Annotated in this window: 16 protein-coding genes; 6 read left to right on the forward strand and 10 right to left on the reverse strand. The window is 36.8% G+C overall.

Annotated features, from left to right (window positions below):
• Nucleotides 1–2 precede the first annotated feature (2 nt).
• The 3 genes from folP to cdaA all read left to right on the forward strand — a co-directional run bounded on the left by folP (nucleotide 3) and on the right by cdaA (nucleotide 2,240).
• Nucleotides 3–860 carry a dihydropteroate synthase gene (gene folP, locus LUA91_RS19340; protein WP_231427758.1) on the forward strand — a complete coding sequence of 286 codons (858 nt, stop codon included), beginning with the start codon at nucleotides 3–5 and terminating at the stop codon, nucleotides 858–860.
• Between the two features lie 118 nt (nucleotides 861–978).
• Nucleotides 979–1,365 (forward strand): four helix bundle protein, encoded by a 387-nt coding sequence (locus LUA91_RS19345; protein WP_231427759.1) that lies wholly within the window; start codon nucleotides 979–981, stop codon nucleotides 1,363–1,365.
• Nucleotides 1,366–1,448: 83 nt separating this feature from the next.
• Nucleotides 1,449–2,240, forward strand: a complete 792-nt coding sequence (gene cdaA / locus LUA91_RS19350) for a diadenylate cyclase CdaA (RefSeq protein WP_010602775.1) — start codon at nucleotides 1,449–1,451, stop codon at nucleotides 2,238–2,240.
• 77 nt (nucleotides 2,241–2,317) lie between these two features.
• Here the strand turns inward: cdaA and LUA91_RS19355 are convergent, their stop codons facing one another.
• The 8 genes from LUA91_RS19355 to recJ form a co-directional block, all read right to left on the reverse strand.
• The gene (locus tag LUA91_RS19355; RefSeq protein WP_010602776.1) at nucleotides 2,318–2,728 is read right to left on the reverse strand and encodes a BrxA/BrxB family bacilliredoxin; all 411 of its coding nucleotides are present in this window, start codon (nucleotides 2,726–2,728) and stop codon (nucleotides 2,318–2,320) included.
• Nucleotides 2,729–2,824: 96 nt separating this feature from the next.
• On the reverse strand, nucleotides 2,825–3,292 hold the full coding sequence (locus LUA91_RS19360) for a CCC motif membrane protein (RefSeq protein ID WP_231427760.1): 468 nt from the start codon (nucleotides 3,290–3,292) through the stop codon (nucleotides 2,825–2,827).
• A 2-nt stretch (nucleotides 3,293–3,294) separates the two neighbouring features.
• Nucleotides 3,295–3,618, reverse strand: a complete 324-nt coding sequence (locus tag LUA91_RS19365; RefSeq protein WP_231427761.1) for a DUF2752 domain-containing protein — start codon at nucleotides 3,616–3,618, stop codon at nucleotides 3,295–3,297.
• Complete coding sequence (locus tag LUA91_RS19370; RefSeq protein ID WP_231427762.1) at nucleotides 3,599–4,033, reverse strand: YkvA family protein; 435 nt, start codon at nucleotides 4,031–4,033, stop codon at nucleotides 3,599–3,601. Before LUA91_RS19370 ends, LUA91_RS19365 begins: the two co-directional genes overlap by 20 nt.
• Nucleotides 4,034–4,108: 75 nt before the next feature.
• Nucleotides 4,109–4,522 (reverse strand): hypothetical protein, encoded by a 414-nt coding sequence (locus tag LUA91_RS19375; RefSeq protein ID WP_231427763.1) that lies wholly within the window; start codon nucleotides 4,520–4,522, stop codon nucleotides 4,109–4,111.
• 9 nt (nucleotides 4,523–4,531) lie between these two features.
• Nucleotides 4,532–6,055, reverse strand: coding sequence for a GH3 auxin-responsive promoter family protein (locus LUA91_RS19380; RefSeq protein WP_231427764.1), 1,524 nt, complete (start codon nucleotides 6,053–6,055; stop codon nucleotides 4,532–4,534).
• 25 nt (nucleotides 6,056–6,080) lie between these two features.
• Nucleotides 6,081–6,821, reverse strand: coding sequence for an LPS export ABC transporter ATP-binding protein (gene lptB, locus LUA91_RS19385; protein WP_231427765.1), 741 nt, complete (start codon nucleotides 6,819–6,821; stop codon nucleotides 6,081–6,083).
• 96 nt (nucleotides 6,822–6,917) lie between these two features.
• Nucleotides 6,918–8,627 (reverse strand): single-stranded-DNA-specific exonuclease RecJ, encoded by a 1,710-nt coding sequence (gene recJ / locus LUA91_RS19390; RefSeq protein ID WP_231427766.1) that lies wholly within the window; start codon nucleotides 8,625–8,627, stop codon nucleotides 6,918–6,920.
• A gap of 52 nt (nucleotides 8,628–8,679) precedes the next feature.
• On the opposite strand from recJ, the gene LUA91_RS19395 reads away from it, so the two are divergent.
• The gene (locus LUA91_RS19395) at nucleotides 8,680–9,444 is read left to right on the forward strand and encodes an MBL fold metallo-hydrolase (RefSeq protein WP_231427767.1); all 765 of its coding nucleotides are present in this window, start codon (nucleotides 8,680–8,682) and stop codon (nucleotides 9,442–9,444) included.
• A 437-nt stretch (nucleotides 9,445–9,881) separates the two neighbouring features.
• On the opposite strand, the gene LUA91_RS19400 is transcribed toward LUA91_RS19395, so the two are convergent.
• Nucleotides 9,882–10,466: a YceI family protein gene (locus LUA91_RS19400; protein ID WP_231427768.1), complete on the reverse strand. Its 585-nt coding sequence runs from the start codon at nucleotides 10,464–10,466 to the stop codon at nucleotides 9,882–9,884.
• 416 nt (nucleotides 10,467–10,882) lie between these two features.
• On the opposite strand from LUA91_RS19400, the gene LUA91_RS19405 reads away from it, so the two are divergent.
• Together LUA91_RS19405 and LUA91_RS19410 are read left to right on the forward strand one after the other, a co-directional pair.
• Nucleotides 10,883–11,245 carry a glyoxalase gene (locus LUA91_RS19405; protein ID WP_231427769.1) on the forward strand — a complete coding sequence of 121 codons (363 nt, stop codon included), beginning with the start codon at nucleotides 10,883–10,885 and terminating at the stop codon, nucleotides 11,243–11,245.
• Between the two features lie 56 nt (nucleotides 11,246–11,301).
• Nucleotides 11,302–11,757, forward strand: a complete 456-nt coding sequence (locus tag LUA91_RS19410; protein ID WP_231427770.1) for a DUF3887 domain-containing protein — start codon at nucleotides 11,302–11,304, stop codon at nucleotides 11,755–11,757.
• 163 nt (nucleotides 11,758–11,920) lie between these two features.
• On the opposite strand, the gene gcvP is transcribed toward LUA91_RS19410, so the two are convergent.
• A complete protein-coding gene (gene gcvP / locus LUA91_RS19415; RefSeq protein WP_231427771.1) occupies nucleotides 11,921–14,797 on the reverse strand; it encodes an aminomethyl-transferring glycine dehydrogenase in 2,877 nt (958 codons plus the stop codon).
• Nucleotides 14,798–15,225 lie beyond the last annotated feature (428 nt).

Below are 15,225 nucleotides of genomic sequence, written 5' to 3' on the forward strand. Positions count from 1 at the left end.
TTATGGCAGAAAAAAACTTTTTCGAACCGAAAAAAACCATCAATGTTAAAGGTAAATTAATTGATTTAAGCACTCCTAAAGTAATGGGAATCTTGAATATTACGCCCGATTCGTTTTACAGCGACAGCAGAACTAAATCAATTTATGAAGCACTTTCAAAAGCAGAAAAATTTTTAGAGCAGGGAGCAACCTTTATTGATATTGGTGGATATTCATCGCGACCGGGCGCTGCAGATATTACCGTAGCGGAAGAATTATACAGGATGGTTCCGGTGGTTGAGGCAATTGCGACTACGCTTCCTGAAGCCATTATTTCAATTGATACATTCAGAGCGCAAGTAGCTGAGGAAACCATTTACGCAGGCGCTCATATTATTAACGATATTTCGGCTGGCGATATGGATGAGGAAATGTTTGACATGGTAGCAAAACTGCAAGTACCTTACATCATTATGCACATGCAGGGAACGCCACAAAATATGCAGCAAAATCCAGTGTATCAGAATGTAACTTTAGAAGTGGTGGATACTCTTGCCAGTAAAGTTGCTAAACTCCGTTCATTAAAAATCCACGATGTAATTATCGATCCAGGTTTTGGCTTCGGAAAAACGCTAGAGCACAACTATCAACTGTTAAACGACTTGGAAGCCTTCAAAATCTTTCAGCTTCCTATTTTAGTAGGATTTTCCAGAAAAGGAATGATTTATAAAGTTTTGGGCAATACCGCTAATGAAGCCTTAAACGGAACGACCGTTTTAAATACCATTGCATTACAAAAAGGTGCTGGAATTTTGCGTGTGCATGATGTTAAAGAAGCCGTTGAATGCGTGAAATTAGTGGAAAGGCTAAGTTTTGGTTAAATTGTTTAATTGTTTTAATTGTTTAACTGATAAATAATCAGATTAAATAATATTAACTCGATTAATCGTTTAACGGTTTAATCGAAAGTACAAATTTTCCTATTGTTAGATTGCATTGATGATTGAATTTAAAGCAATTATTATGCATATATATTCATTTGAAAAATTAGAAACTTGGCAGAAAGCAAGATTATTTAGAAAAGAAATTTATCTATTAGTAAAGAAATTTACAAGAGAAGAAATATTTGGCTTAACAAGTCAAATTAAAAGATCTGCGAGCAGTATAGGTGATTGCCTAGCTGAAGGCTCTGGTAGGATTACTGCTAAAGATAAGGCGCATTTTGTATCAATGTCATACTCGAGTGCACTAGAAACTATAAATCATATTATAGGCGCTCATGATTTGGGGTATATAAATGACGAAGAATATAAATTTTTCAGATTAAATCTTGATGAATTAACTAATAAACTCAATGCATTAAGAAAATCAATTTTAAAGAACTAAAAATGGATTGTACAATTAACAGTTCTACAATTAACCAATTACTACATTTAAACAATTAACCAAAAAAAACTATCTTGTGGCTGATGAAAGGTTTTGATTTTGATTTCCTTAAGGTATCGCCAACTGATGTAGTTGATATTGTACTCGTTGCAATACTGATTTACTACGTTTACACCCTCATTCGCAATACTTTAGCTGTAAACTTATTGGTTGGAATGTTTATTATCACAGTATTTTACTGGATAGTAAAAGCACTTCACATGGAATTACTAACCACCATCATAGAGAAATTTATGAGTGTTGGTATCATTGCTTTGATTGTAATTTTTCACCCCGAAATTAGGCGTTTCCTTTTACTCATTGGTAAAAATGCATTTTTGCAAAAAAATAAGGCCTGGTGGGGTTATTTATTTGGTAGAAAAGAAATTGAGCGCAACAACCTAACCCGAATAAAACCCATTATTGATGCCTGCAAAACTATGAAGAAAACCCGTACAGGTGCTTTAATCGTTTTTGTAAAATTTTATGATGAACAGTTTTTTGCCAACAGTTGCGAAGTTGTTGATGCAAAAATATCAAAACGTTTATTAGAAAGTATATTCCAGAAGAATAGCCCATTGCATGATGGTGCTGTAGTAATTTCCGAAAACAAAATCAAAAGTGCCAGTTGTATTCTTCCTCTAACAGATAATGATCAATTGCCATCTCAATTTGGATTGAGGCATAGAGCAGGCATTGGAGTGTCGGAAACCACCGATGCTGTGGCTGTAATTATTTCAGAAGAAACTGGAGAAATATCTTACGCCAAACAAGGGCGTGTAAGAATGAACGTATCGTTCGGAGAATTGGAGAAATTGCTCAACAAAGATTTTTAATTTTTTTAGATGTTTGGCTATTGGTTGGTTAGTATCCTTAAAAAACCAAAAAACTAACCAACCAAAATCCAAAAAAACTAGCAATACTGCTCAAAAGCACCAATAAGGTTATCGGCAATCATTGCTGCTGGTCTGCCTTCAATCTGGTGACGCTCAATCATATGCACTAATTTACCATCTTTAAATAAAGCCATTGCTGGAGAAGATGGAGGAAAAGGCATCATGTAGTTTCTAGCTTGATCTACAGCTTCTCTTTCCATACCAGCAAAAACAGTTACCAATTTATCTGGATGTTTTTCGTGGGCAGCTGCTGCTCGTGCTGCCGGGCGAGCATTTGCTGCTGCACAACCACAAACAGAATTTACCACAACCAATACAGTTCCCTCGCCTTTAATGGCTTGATCAACTTCTTCGGCGTTTTTTAATTCTTGAAAACCTACGTTGGTTAATTCCTTACGCATTGGTTCTACTAAATATTCTGGATACATTATCGTTAGTTTTTATTTACAATCTGAATGGTACAAAAATAAGAAAATCGGATGGTATGCACCATCCGATTTATATTTTTAAGGTAAAATTAGTGCTTAGTTAAATCCTTTAAAAAATCGATCATAAGCTTCTGGGTGTGTAATTGCTCCAGCAATTATTAAAACGAAGAAAATAATAAAAAGTAAGCTTAATATTGTGGCAATCATTCCACATATTTTACCCGCTTTGGCATTTTTATACGATGATTCGGTATACATTGTTGGATTTAGTTGATATTTTTTTATATCACTGCCGCCAAGTGCCCAGGCAATAATTCCAAAAATTAAACCAAAAATGCCATAAAAACAACATGCAGGAAGGGCTAATATCCCCAACACTAAAGCTACTGTGGCATTTGGCAAATTTTGCTGACCACCCATACCACCAAACTGACCAAATGGAGGTGGCTGTTGAAAAGGTGGCGGAGTTGTTGGTCCGAAACCAGAACGAGGACCAACTGGCTGTTCTGGTTTATTTAAATCTATAGGATTATTTCGTGGTGGATTTTGTTGTTCGTCTGACATAGTTAAGCGGTAAGTTGGTGGTTGTATATTTTGTAAATGTAGCTGATTAACACAATTACTGCAATACCTAAAAATGCAAATTTTATTGCAGAAGCACCAAATTTAAAATCGAATTTTAAATGAAGCCCAGTAAAAATAATGAGCAAAATTAAAGGAATAGTTGCTGGATAATATTTGAAAGAAACGATTAAATCACCTTTCATAAGCGAAATTATGGATCTTTGTAAACCACAACCGGGGCAATCAAAACCGAAGTAAGTTTTAAAAGGGCAGGCCAAAAGATTGCGGCCTAGCCAATCGAAAAAACTAGGTTGTTGCAGGATCATCTATATTACCAATAAATTTTATTTGAGCATCCTTCCACACCTTATATTTTTCCAAATCCTTCAATACTTGTTTATAAACTAAATTAAGCACAAAAATATCATCCATAAAACCCAACAATGGAACAAAATCCGGAACAATATCCAGAGGGGAAAGAAAATATATAATTCCTCCTAAAATGGCAATGATAGATCGTTTTGGGATTTCCGTATAGTCGCCGTTTACATAATCTTTTGCCACACCAAAAAGCAAAACCATTTTAGCCCAAACACCATCCAACTCCCCTTTATTATTTATGGCCTTACCTAAAGCATCTTTGATCGTGCTGTTTGCTTTAGATTTATCATTTAAAATCAGGGTGGCTCTATTTTCCGATTTCTTAAAAAAATCCAATACTTTCCTTCTACTAAATCTCATAAATAATGCTTTACAAATTAACGTCCAAAAAGATTAAACATATATGCCAAATTCTATTATTTAATCAAAGTACAATTATTTTTTATCGAACAATATGAGCAACTTTTTATCAAACGAGATCGGAATCATTCTATCATTTACGGTATCCTGTTCAAATAATTGCCTTTTAATAGGATCAAACACAAACCTGGCAATAATGGGCATGCGATCGGAATAGCTTTCATGGAGGTTAAAATCATATGTTTTTGAATAGCTTTGCGATGGATCCGTTTTTGGATTAGGACTCGATTCAAGCATAATACCATACGAAGTGCCTTCATTTGCGACTACTCTTTCGTACAATCCTTTTGTAAGCTGTTTACATCGCGGCGAAGTTTCGACAATTTTGTAGGCGATTTTTGCTTTGTTACTTTCCTTAATTTGGGCAGATATTTCAAAACTTAAACAAGTTAAGATAACCAATGACAGAACAGTTGTTTTAAACCACATACATTTTTGTTAAGCGGCCGAAGCACTCATCATTTCCAAAATATCATCAATGTATTTTCTTTCATTAGCCAAACGGGGCACTTTATGCTGGCCTCCTAATTTATCCTTAGCTTTTAGCCAATTATAGAAAGTATTTACCGGGGCATTATGAACGGTTGGACGACATAAGGCCATATCTTTAAATCTTTTCGCATCATAATCAGAGTTTACCTCACGCAAGGTATTGTCCATTACATCAATAAACTTCTCAAAATCGTTAGGTTGTTTATCAAACTCAATAATCCATTCATGCCCACCCGCTTTCTCGCCCTCAAAATAAATCGGACCAGCGGTATAATCTTTAATTTCTGCCCCGGTTTCCAGACAAGCTCTCGTTAAGGCCTGTTCGGCATTATCAATAATTACCTCTTCGCCAAATGCATTGATAAAATGTTTTGTACGGCCAGTAATTTTAATTCGATAAGGTGAAAGAGAAGTAAATTGAACGGTATCGCCAATCATGTATCGCCACAAACCACCATTAGTTGAAATCACAATGGCGTAATTTTTATGCAGTTCAACTTCGCCCAATAAAAGTGCTTTAGGGTTTTCTTCGCCAATGTTTTCCATCGGAATAAACTCATAGAAAATGCCATAATCCAACATCAACAACATCTCATCCGAATCATCTTGATCCTGAATTCCGAAAAATCCTTCAGATGCATTATAAGTTTCCAAATAATACATATCATTCGATGGAATGAGCTGCTTGAATTGCTCTCGATAGGGAGCGAAATTTACTGCTCCATGAATGTAAACTTCGAGGTTAGGCCAAACTTCCAGCAAATTGCTTTTGCCTGTAAGCTCTAAAACTTTTTTGGCCAGAACGATTGTCCAGGTAGGAACGCCAGAAATACTGGTTACATTTTCATGGATCGTGGCTTCCGCCATACGGTCCATTTTAATTTCATAATTGTCCATTAAAGCAATAGACATATCAGGCGTACGGTAAAACTCGGCCCAAATGGGTAAGTTTTTAATCAGCACAGCTGATAAATCACCATAAAAACAATCTTCGTTTAATTGATTTACCTGGTGGCTTCCGCCTAAAACCAAACCTTTCCCGGTGAACATTTGGTTATCTGGCCGGTTGTTGCAATAAATGGAAAGCATATCTTTACCTCCTTTGAAATGGCATTCTTCTAAACTTTCTTGAGAAACTGGGATAAATTTACTTCGATCGCTGGTAGTTCCGGAAGATTTTGCAAACCACTTAATATCCGATGGCCAAAGTATATTTTGTTCGCCGGCCAACATCCTTTCAATATATGGTTTTAATGTATCGTAGTTTTGAATTGGAACACGTTCTTGATACTGTTGGGGAGTTAAAAGGGATTTATAATCATACAATTTACCCCACTCTGTATTTTCTGCACTATCAATTAAAGTATGAAACCATTCCTGTTGAACATCGTATGGATATTTCATAAAAAGCTCGATCTGATGGATCCGCTTTTTCATTAACCAGGTAAAAATTGAATTTACAATTGCCATAATTATTTTTTACAACAAATCATATTTAAACATCAAATTTCTTACGCTTCAATACGAAGTTAGCTCCTAAATATACTTTTCTTACCATCTCATTTTCTGCCAAAACCTCTGGTACACCTTGTTCAAGAATCTTCCCTTCAAAAAGCAAATAGGCTCTATCAGTAATGGAAAGTGTTTCCTGTACATTGTGATCGGTTATTAGTATACCAATATTTTTATGTTTTAGTTTTGCTACAATACTCTGAATCTCTTCAACAGCAATCGGATCGACACCCGCAAAAGGCTCATCTAAAAGGATGAAATTTGGATTTGCCGCCAAAGCACGGGCAATTTCTGTTCTTCTTCTTTCCCCTCCTGATAAAAGGTCGCCCCGATTTTTACGAACCTTGTGCAAACTAAATTCGTTAATCAGTTCCTCCAATTTATCTTTCTGCTCTTCTTTGGTCATGTTGCTCATTTCCAAAATAGCAAGGATATTATCTTCTACAGTAAGCTTCCTAAAAACAGATGCCTCTTGCGCCAAATATCCAATACCTTTTTGCGCCCTGCGATACATGGCATCTTCTGTAATGTCTTCATCTTCTAAAAAAATGCGACCTTCATTTGGTTTGATCAAACCTACAATCATGTAAAAAGATGTGGTTTTGCCAGCACCATTAGGACCAAGCAAACCCACTATTTCTCCCTGACTTACATTAAAAGAAACATCATTTACAACAGTACGTTGCTTATATTTTTTAACCAGATTTTCGGCTCTTAATATCATTCTATATATTTTATAGATTAAGGAATAATGAACAAGGATAAAAGATTAGATTTCCATTTTTTCGGTTTTCCACTTTACGCTTTTTTCTTTGTTCTTTTATCCTTGCTCCTTTATCTTTATTCCTTTTATATTCAGTTGCAAACGCTTCTTATCTCTCCAAACATTTTCTTCAATTGTATAACAAACAGAAAATGGAACTTTTGGTTGTAAAAGATTTTGAAATTCGGCTAAACCAAATGCAATGCATTCAAAAATAGGCGAATTTTGTTGCTTTATATTAATTTTAAGATGATTTGCGCCAACAGCCATTGCAGCCCGATCTAAATAAACACCATGTGTTACAAAAATTGGTGCCATATTCTCTGGTCCGAAAGGCCCCATTTGTGCTAAAACCCGATGAAATTTACCGTCGATTTGAGCAAGATCTATCTCTGCATCAATTTTAATCATCGGGGTTAAAAGTTCTTCGGTAATAGAATCAGAAACAATCTGCTCAAATTTATCGGCAAAAGCAAGCACATTCTGCTCCTGCATAGTTAATCCAGCTGCAAATTTATGCCCCCCGTATTGATCCAAAAGATCTGCACAACCGCTTAAAGCTTCATACAAATCGAACCCAACAACGGAGCGGCAAGAACCCGCCACATGACCGTTGCTTTTGGTTAAAACGATTGTTGGGCGATAATATTTTTCGGTTAAACGAGAAGCAACAATTCCAATTACACCCTTATGCCAATTCTCATTAAAAACCACCGTTGTTTTTCTATTGATCAATACTTCACTATCGCCAATTAATGCCAATGCTTCACGGGTGATATCCTGATCGTAGGTTTTACGTTCCGTGTTTTTTAGGTTTATTAACTCGCTTTGCTCTGAAGAATTTCCATCCGCCTGGCAAAGCAACATTGCTACGGCATGTTTGGCATGATCAATTCTTCCGGCAGCATTAATCCGAGGGCCTAATGTAAACACCACATCGGTAATGGTGTAATTTTCGGTCTTGCCTGACACCTCCATTAGCGCCCGTAAACCTTCACATGGATTAGTGTTTAATTTTCTTAAGCCATAGTAAGCCAAAATCCTGTTTTCGCCAACAACAGGAACAATATCTGCAGCAATACTTACCATTACCAAATCGAGATACTGTAAATAGGTTTCTTTAGGTAAATGATGCTTCTGCGCATAAGCCTGCGCCAGTTTGAAACCAATCCCACAACCTGCCAATTCTTTAAACGGATATTCGCAATCTGATCGTTTTGGATCTAAAACGGCAACCGCTTTAGGCAATTCATCGCCTGGTAAATGGTGATCGCAAATAATAAAATCAATACCCAAGCTATTGGCGTATTCGATTTTATCGATGGATTTAATTCCGCAGTCTAGGGCAATAATTAAGGAAAAACCGTTATTGCAGGCATAATCAATACCAGCAGTAGAAATTCCATAACCTTCTAAATAGCGATCTGGAATGTAGTATTCTATATTTTCGGTGAGTTGAGAGAAAAAGCTAAAAGCAAGCGCTACAGAAGTTGTACCATCAACATCATAATCTCCATAAATCAGAATTTTTTCGTGAGTAGTTAGGGCTTTTTCGATTCTTTCTATAGCCAAATCCATATCCTTCATTAAAAACGGATTATGCAAGTGGTCCAATTCTGGTCTGAAAAAATACTTGGCCTGATCAAAATCACAAACGTTGCGTTGTACCAAAATTTGTGAAAGTGATTGATCTATATTGAGTTGTTCTGCTAATTTCTTTACCGTGTCATCATTACAATTTGATGTCAGCACCCATCTTTTTTCCATTATATTTGTTTCCGAACAGTAAATATACTTTTTTAATTTAAATCTCTACATTTTGCAAGTTCATACCTTATTCGAAGGCACCTATTCAGTAGATGCCTCAAAAAAATTTATTCCTTTTGATTCGACCATTCATAGTTTTAAAGATCGCCCCGCATCTTTATTTATCAATGTTCAGCCATTTCTGGTAGAGCTTAAAAATGATCTGGTTCTTTTTGATACTGGCTTAGGTTTCAGTGATGATCATGGTGAGCTGATTTTACATAAAAACATCCGCAATGCTGGTTTCGATCCAACTGATGTAACCAAGGTTTTGATGTCGCATTTACATTACGACCATTCTGGCGGAATGATCCACAAACTTGGAGACAAGGCAGAATTGAGTTTTCCCGATGCAGAGTATGTGATTAATCGAGGGGAATGGGAAACAGCTTTCAGCAGCACTTCATCTTCTTACCACACCGATATTTTTGAAGTAGTGCAACGCAACGCCCAACTAACATTTGTAGAAGGTGATGGCAGTTTGGATGATACCATTGCTTTCGAATTTACAGGCGCACACTGCCCCAATCACCAGGTTTTTCTTTTAACCGAAGGTAACCAGAAAGTATTTTTTGGAGGTGATGTTTTACCAGAACCTGGCGAACTGATTAAAAACTTTATTGCGAAATATGATTTCGACGGCCGCAGGGCGATGGAATTGCGTAAAGAATTTGGGAAAAGAGCCGCCGCCGAAAACTGGGAATGTTTGTTTTACCACAGTAAAGAACAAGCCACAGGCTTTGTTGATGAAGTGGATGGTGGGTTTAAGATTAGGTAGTGAAAGTTTAAAGTGAAAAGTTTAAAGTGAAAGGCTAAAAGCCGAAAGCAAAAGATTAAAGCAAAACCCAAAGGGTTTTAGCCGATTTGGCAACTTGCAACCTTTGTTTCTTGAAGTTCTGGTAGTTTCTAAACCCGACAGCATCGAAAATACTTTTTGCAAACCTCGCAGGTTTTTAAACGGCGAAACCCTCAATGAGGCAATTAAAACAATAACTACTCGAATTAAACCTGCGAGGTTTAAACAAAAAGATTGTAGCGAATGGCGGGAACAGACCTTAAAAACTGTACTGTAATTGCTTTCCAAAATCTTAAAATTATATCACGTAAGTAAGATTGCATCGTGCCTCGCAATGACGTTTTACAAAAAAAGTCCCGATTTGCATCGAGACCTTTTACCTTTATAACCTAGCCTTTCAGTGGAGGTTTGGGAGGGATTTATTTTTTTGCTACTAATTTCACGCCGATTTCAAAGTTATCATCAATTGCTTTGTCGCCAATGCTATCGAAGAAAGATTTTGAACCATAACGGATATCATACTTTGTTCTATCTACTAAAATTTTACCAGCTAAAGCTGAAACTGTACCATCTGCATTAACAGTTAAAGTTGCCGGAAAGCTTAATGGTTTAGTGATACCTTTTATAGTTAAATCTCCCATAACAGTAACATTAGCACCCGAACCTGTAACTTTAGTAATTACGAATTGAGCAGCAGGAAATTTTGCTACACCGAAAAAATCATCAGCCTTTAAGTGACCTTCTAATTTAGCGCTTCCATCAGCATCTTTAATTGAGTTCATATCAATAATAAAACCGCCATCTACTAATTTTTTACCATCAAAAATTAATGTTCCTGATTTTAAAGAAATTGTTCCGTTGTGAGAACCTGTTACTTTTTTACCAATCCAGGTGATGGTTGATTTTGCTGCATCTACAGTGTAAGTAACTGGTTTAATAGTTGTAAAAGCTGATAATGACACAACTGCAACTAATAAAAAGATTGAAGAGATTTTTAATTTCATTTTCTGGTTTTTAAATTATGAGACAAATATATGTTTTAGATTGATCGATTTTTATTGATGTATGGTAAGTTTTTCAAAAATAATCGGTCTAATTTAAATCTGTCTATTGACTAGAAAATTTCGATGAGGTTTAATTTAAATCTAACATTTATGTGAAAAGCAGTTTCAGTAAATAAATTTACGTTAGTCGGGCTTTCCATTAAATCTTTTTAAAACAAGATTTGTCATGCTGAGGCGAAGTAACTTTTTCATCGGTTGGAGATGCTCCGTGGCTCAGCATGAAAGCCGTATTGAATGCCTACACTATTTAAAAAGGATATCATTTCAATCCCGTTTATACAAAAGGTTGTTGCTACTATTTTGGGTTGCAAAATGTCTAACCTTTATTTTTATATTAGTTTTCTCAAAACAAGGAAATGAATCACAACGCAAAATCAATCCGCCCGTTTATTGGCGCTAAAGATTTCGATACATCAAGAAGGTTTTACCAGGATTTAGGTTTCGAAGAAACTATTTTAGGTAACCAAATGTCGGTTTTTAAAAGTGGCGAAATGTCATTCTACCTGCAAAATGCTTATGTTAAAGATTGGGTAGACAACACCATGATTTTTATGGAAGTGGGTGATGTAGATCGTTTTTACGATGAACTTCTGGAACTGGATTTACCTGGCAAATATGAAAATGTGAGAGTAACGCCCATTAGAATTGAAAACTGGGGAAAAGAATGCTTCCTTCATGACCCATCTGGGATACTGTGGCACTTTGGAGAGTTTAACTAAAAAATTTTTCCCCCTTTAAGAAATTATAATATTAGATTAAAAAAAATTAATCACTCATGAAAAACAAATTGTTCTCAGTTTTATTTGCATTTTGCCTATTACTTACTTTAATCAGCTGTAATTTTAGCGGCACATACATCAATCGCGAAGAAGACAAGAAAGATGCGGAAAAAGTAGCTGATGAATTCTATACGCTGCTTCAAAATAATGAGTTTCAAAAAGTAAACTCTTTATTAAGTACGCAGTTTAAAGCCGCAACCAGCGCTGAAAAATTAAATAACTATTTAAGTGGAGCGCTGAACAAGTTAGGAGAAATTAAGAGCAAAAAGCTTGATCATTGGGAATCGAAAGTGGTAAAGGGAACTCAATCATCAGCAACCTATGTTTTTCACTACCTGGTTGAGCGAACCAAATTTCAATCCAAAGAGACAGTTACCTTAACTGCAGAAAATGATAAGATTAAAATTCAGTGTTACAATATTAATTCTGATGGCTTGCTATTAGCAAAATAATCTTCCACACTAAAAAAAATCTGCAAGCTTCATGAACGAATTCATAAAACTTGCAGATGATTTTATCTATAGAGATTGCCACGTCGGCTGAAAAAGCCTCCTCGCAATGACGGACTTGGCTTTGTAGGGAAAACCTTAGACCCTAAGCCCTTTACCCTGAACCTTAAGGAACTATTTCTTCCAGATAACTTTCTACCGGTGGACAAGCACAAATTAATGATCTATCGCCATGACTATCGTTTACACGACCAACTGATGGCCAGAATTTACGTTCTAATACATAAGGTAATGGGAAAGCAGCTGTTTGACGGCTGTAAGCATGCTCCCATTCGTTTGCAGTAATTACCGAAACGGTATGAGGTGCATTTTTTAATGGATTATCAACTTTATCAAAAGTTAAATTTTCTACCTGATCTATTTCTTTTTTAATAGCGATTAAGGCATCACAGAAACGGTCTAACTCATGTTTAGGCTCAGATTCCGTTGGCTCAACCATTAAAGTACCCGCAACCGGGAAAGAAACCGTTGGTGCGTGGAAACCATAATCCATTAAACGTTTTGCAATATCCGTTACTTCAATTCCGAAAGCTTTGAAAGAACGGCAATCTAAAATCATCTCGTGTGCACAACGACCCTGAGCGCCTGAATAAAGCACTGGATAGTGTTGCTCTAAGCGAGCTTTCATGTAGTTTGCGTTTAAAATCGCATATTTTGTCGCATTGGTTAATCCCTCAGCACCCATCATAGCGATGTAAGCATGAGAGATAATCAAGATTGAAGCTGAGCCCCAAGGCGCAGATGAAACCGCAGAAATTGATTTTCCTTTATCAATATCAACCACAGCGTGACCTGGAAGATAAGGAACCAAATGTTTCGCCACACCGATTGGGCCCATACCAGGACCACCACCACCGTGAGGAATACAGAAAGTTTTGTGCAAGTTTAAGTGGCAAACATCAGCACCAATATTCGCGGGGCTTGTTAAACCAACCTGTGCGTTCATATTTGCACCATCCATGTAAACTTGTCCGCCATTAGCATGGATCGTTTCACAAATTTCGATAATGCTTTCTTCGAATACACCGTGAGTTGATGGATAAGTAACCATCAAGCATGATAAATTATCTTTATGTAATTCTGCTTTTGCTTTTAAATCTTCAACATCGATGTTACCGTTTTCCAACGATTTTACCACAACGATTTTCATATCGGCCATTGCTGCAGAGGCAGGGTTTGTACCGTGAGCCGAAGCAGGAATTAAAGCCACGTTACGGTGGAAATCGCCTCTATCCTGATGATAAGCACGAATAACCATTAAACCTGCATATTCGCCTTGCGCACCAGCGTTTGGCTGTAAACTCATTGCGGCAAAGCCAGTAATTTCACTTAACCATTTATCCAGTTCGTTAAAAACCGAATAGTAACCTAAAACCTGGTCTGCTGGTGCAAACGGGTGTACGCGACCGAAGTGAGACCAAGTAACTGGAATCATTTCTGCTGTTGCGTTTAATTTCATGGTACAGCTTCCCAAAGCAATCATCGAGTGGCAAAGCGATAAATCTTTTGCTTCTAACGATTTGATATAACGCAACATTTCATGCTCTGAATGGTGCGAGTTGAAAATCGGGTGTGTTAAATAATCAGAAGTACGTTGTAAAGCCGATGGAATAACGGTTTCCACATTTTCTACCACTTCAACCTGGTCGGCTGCTACTGCTTTAACCTTTGCAAAGATTCTTGCGATTAAAGCAATGTCTTCAAAAGTTGTTGTTTCATCAATTGAGATTGTTGCAACGTTACCAGAGTAGTTTAAGTTGATTTCGTTATCTAAACAACCAGAGTGAATGCCGCCTTTTAAATCGCCTAAATCGAAACGAATGGTATCAAAATAAGCTGAGTTTAATTGTTCGTAGCCTAAACTTTTTAATGTTGCGGCTAAACTTACTGCCAAACCATGTGTACGTTCTGCTATTGCTTTCAAGCCTTTCGGACCGTGATAAGCTGCGTAAAAACCAGCCATAATAGCTAATAATGCTTGTGCTGTACAAATGTTTGAAGTCGCTTTATCTCTACGGATGTGTTGCTCCCGGGTTTGCAAAGCCATACGTAAAGCGTAATCGCCATGGCTATCAATGGTTACACCGATAATACGACCTGGGATTGAACGCTTATATTCATCTTTAGTGGCGAAAAATGCGGCGTGTGGTCCACCAAAACCCATCGGAATACCAAAGCGTTGTGTTGTACCAACCACAATATCAGCACCCCATTCGCCTGGAGGCGTTAATAAGGTTAAGCTTAAAATATCAGCCGCAACCGTTAATTTAATATTTTGATTGTGTAATTCCGTAGCAAAGTTTTTATAATCGAAAACCTCGCCATTACCGGCAGGATATTGAACTATCGCACCGAAAAAATCTTCAGTAGCAACGAAATCTAAATGACTTCCAATCACCAACTCAATACCGTAAGGATTAGCACGGGTTTTTAAAATATCTATCGTCTGTGCAAAAACCAATTCCGATACGAAGTATTTTTTCGCAGCCTGATTTTTACGCGTACTGTATTGCATAAACATCGCCTCAGCCGCAGCCGTACCTTCATCTAAAAGTGAAGCATTGGCAATTTCCATCCCAGTTAAATCGATAACCATCGTTTGGAAATTCAATAAAGCCTGCAAACGACCTTGCGCAATCTCCGCCTGGTATGGCGTATATTGCGTGTACCATCCTGGGTTTTCGAAAACGTTACGTAAAATTACACCTGGCGTAATGGTATCATAATAACCCTGACCGATAAAGCTTTTGAAAACTTTATTTAACAATGAAGTTTGTTTTAAAGCACCAAGATATTCAGTTTCTGATTTCGCTGCAGGCAAATTTAAAGGCTGTTTTAACCTGATTGCCGTTGGAACAGTTTGTTCAATCAGCTCATCAATAGAATTTACGCCAACAGCTTGCAACATTTCAGCGGTATCTGCCTCATTTGGTGCAATATGACGATTTTGAAAATCTTCCTTGTAATGGATATTTAAGCTCATGCGGGTATGAATAATAAATTTGCTGCAAAGGTAAGAAAAACAGCGCTGGAATTTGCTACCTACAAGTGTAAAAAAGGTGTCTTATTTATGTTTAAAAGCGACTAAAATAGTAGATTTTTGGTCTACCGTTTCAGATGAATGTTTGATACAGTATAGCAGCTAAATTCTCAAATTTGGAAAGCAATTCTTCAGTTAAAATTAAAGTTTGTTCCCGCCATTCGCTGCAATCTTTTTGTTCTAAACCTCGCAGGTTTAATTCGAGTAGTTTATTGTTTTAATTGCCTCATTGAGGGCTTCGCCATTTAAAAACCTGCGAGGTTTGCAAAAAGTATCCATGTATTAATAAGAGCCTTAGTTCGAGAAGTAGTCAAACTTGCTACAATAAAAAGATAATTTTATACTCAAAACTAAGGCTTATGTCAAATATA

It is taken from the genome of Pedobacter sp. Leaf250 (genome assembly GCF_920984735.1).
Lineage (GTDB): Bacteria > Bacteroidota > Bacteroidia > Sphingobacteriales > Sphingobacteriaceae > Pedobacter.

Bases quoted from the DNA above. Each gene is read 5' to 3' on its own strand.
- folP (WP_231427758.1), top strand. From the start codon at position 3: ATGGCAGAAAAAAACTTTTTCGAACCGAAAAAAACCATCAATGTTAAA.
- LUA91_RS19345 (WP_231427759.1), top strand. From the start codon at position 979: ATGATTGAATTTAAAGCAATTATTATGCATATATATTCATTTGAAAAA.
- cdaA (WP_010602775.1), top strand. From the start codon at position 1,449: ATGAAAGGTTTTGATTTTGATTTCCTTAAGGTATCGCCAACTGATGTA.
- LUA91_RS19355 (WP_010602776.1), bottom strand. From the start codon at position 2,728: ATGTATCCAGAATATTTAGTAGAACCAATGCGTAAGGAATTAACCAAC.
- LUA91_RS19360 (WP_231427760.1), bottom strand. From the start codon at position 3,292: ATGTCAGACGAACAACAAAATCCACCACGAAATAATCCTATAGATTTA.
- LUA91_RS19365 (WP_231427761.1), bottom strand. From the start codon at position 3,618: ATGATCCTGCAACAACCTAGTTTTTTCGATTGGCTAGGCCGCAATCTT.
- LUA91_RS19370 (WP_231427762.1), bottom strand. From the start codon at position 4,033: ATGAGATTTAGTAGAAGGAAAGTATTGGATTTTTTTAAGAAATCGGAA.
- LUA91_RS19375 (WP_231427763.1), bottom strand. From the start codon at position 4,522: ATGTGGTTTAAAACAACTGTTCTGTCATTGGTTATCTTAACTTGTTTA.
- LUA91_RS19380 (WP_231427764.1), bottom strand. From the start codon at position 6,055: ATGGCAATTGTAAATTCAATTTTTACCTGGTTAATGAAAAAGCGGATC.
- lptB (WP_231427765.1), bottom strand. From the start codon at position 6,821: ATGATATTAAGAGCCGAAAATCTGGTTAAAAAATATAAGCAACGTACT.
- recJ (WP_231427766.1), bottom strand. From the start codon at position 8,627: ATGGAAAAAAGATGGGTGCTGACATCAAATTGTAATGATGACACGGTA.
- LUA91_RS19400 (WP_231427768.1), bottom strand. From the start codon at position 10,466: ATGAAATTAAAAATCTCTTCAATCTTTTTATTAGTTGCAGTTGTGTCA.
- LUA91_RS19405 (WP_231427769.1), top strand. From the start codon at position 10,883: ATGAATCACAACGCAAAATCAATCCGCCCGTTTATTGGCGCTAAAGAT.
- LUA91_RS19410 (WP_231427770.1), top strand. From the start codon at position 11,302: ATGAAAAACAAATTGTTCTCAGTTTTATTTGCATTTTGCCTATTACTT.
- gcvP (WP_231427771.1), bottom strand. From the start codon at position 14,797: ATGAGCTTAAATATCCATTACAAGGAAGATTTTCAAAATCGTCATATT.